A 1,571-nucleotide genomic window follows, 5' to 3' on the forward strand; every position below is an offset into this window, starting at 1 on the left:
GTATGAAGGCAGTGCCTCTGCATCTGGCGCGCAACTTCGTGCATTTCATCGCCCAGTATTTCTGGACAATCGGCGTGGTGATGCTGCCTTTGGCCTCGGTCTTTGCGCTCGAGTTCACGATGCCGATCTGGGTGACGCTGTTCGCCTGGCTGTTGTTGCGCGAGAAGGTCAGTCGATCGCGGCTTCTTGCCACGGCCGGCGGTTTCATCGGTGTAATGGTCATCGTCCGCCCAGGGGCGGGAATGATCGACCCCGCAGCAGGCCTGGTCCTGCTTGCGGCCGCAGGATACGGGCTGTCCCTGATCATGGTGAAGCGGCTCACCGGGCAGTGCTCCCCCGGCGCGATCGTCGTATGGATGATCCTTATCCAACTGCCACTCGGTTTCCTTGTGTCGCTTACAGACTGGCGTCCGGTGAGTGTCAGCGACGCGCCATGGATGCTGGTTGCCGGTGTAGGTGCGCTCAGCGCACATTTCTGTCAGGCGCAGGCCCTGAAGCGGCTGGAGGCGTCCGTGGTGATCCCTGTCGACTTCCTTCGCGTGCCGATGGCCGCCGTCGTTGGCTATTACTTCTATGGCGAGGCCATCGATCTATGGGTGTTCCTCGGCGGCGGAATTATCCTGCTGTCAAACTTCCAGGCCGTCTTGTCCGAAAGGCGCAAGACTGCGCTCACCGCATCGTCGGGCGATCCGTTGGTTCCTTAAGCTCCCGGTTCTTAACAGCCCAGATCCACGAAGCCAGCCTCCCCCCGTCGAGTAGATTTAGGTCGGTTTGAATCCTCCGACCTCCTGACCCACGCGCCAGAATCTTGTCGTGCCTCGCCACGAACCGGTGACGATATAGCAAGCAGAAAGTGTCGCCCCGCTTGGGTTCCGCCCTGTCATCTCGACCTACTCCCACGGCGCGAGGAACGATGGACAATAAGAGGCGCGTCATTGCGCAGCTGTTGGTCACCTTCTTGATGGTGGCGACATGAAACCAGATTATTTGTCCACTTCAGGGTTACATCATAAGGATATTTATTTGAATACTAATAAATGGATGTGGCCTTCTTGAAACAACCCTCTATACTTGCTGGGCTGCCAAAAAATGCAGTTTCGTGAGAGGAACGATATCGTGGCTAAAGGCATGACCAAACGACGACGTGACGAAAAGAAACCGAAGAAAGTAGTGGTGAAAGTAATTGCAGCTGCCCCTAGCTTAAAGAGCTTTGTCCCGGCGAACACGCTTAAACAAAAATCAAAGTGATATTACAGGCCGGCGGCCTCTCCGGGCTGACCTTGCGGCAGATACGAACCGCGACCGTGTCTCCGTGTCCGACGTGGTAAAGGTCATGGATGCACGGGCCTTCGGCGCGCTTCTTCTGCTGTTCGCACTCCCCAACGTATTGCCGATGCCACCCGGAACTTCCGGCATCCTGGGTCTGCCACTGGTCTATCTGTCAGCGCAGATGATGCTTGGACAGTCGCCGTGGCTCCCTCGCTTCATCGCAAGCCGGTCGGTTGCGCGGGGGGACTTCGCCGGGCTCGTCGCCAGGGCATCTCCCTTGCTGGCCGCGCGGAACGGATGTT

2 protein-coding genes are annotated in these 1,571 nt (G+C 57.9%); both read left to right on the plus strand.

The window, feature by feature from the left end; genetic code table 11:
• The coding region (locus C5F48_RS23640; RefSeq protein WP_107666108.1) for a DMT family transporter at window positions 1-704 on the plus strand (704 nt) is incomplete at its 5' end.
• 608 nt (window positions 705-1,312) lie between these two features.
• Window positions 1,313-1,571: exopolysaccharide biosynthesis protein (locus C5F48_RS23645; protein ID WP_258186573.1), on the plus strand; the 259-nt coding region annotated here is incomplete at its 3' end.

Origin of the sequence: Cereibacter changlensis JA139, from assembly GCF_003034985.1 — a bacterium.
GTDB classification, from domain to species: domain Bacteria; phylum Pseudomonadota; class Alphaproteobacteria; order Rhodobacterales; family Rhodobacteraceae; genus Cereibacter; species Cereibacter changlensis.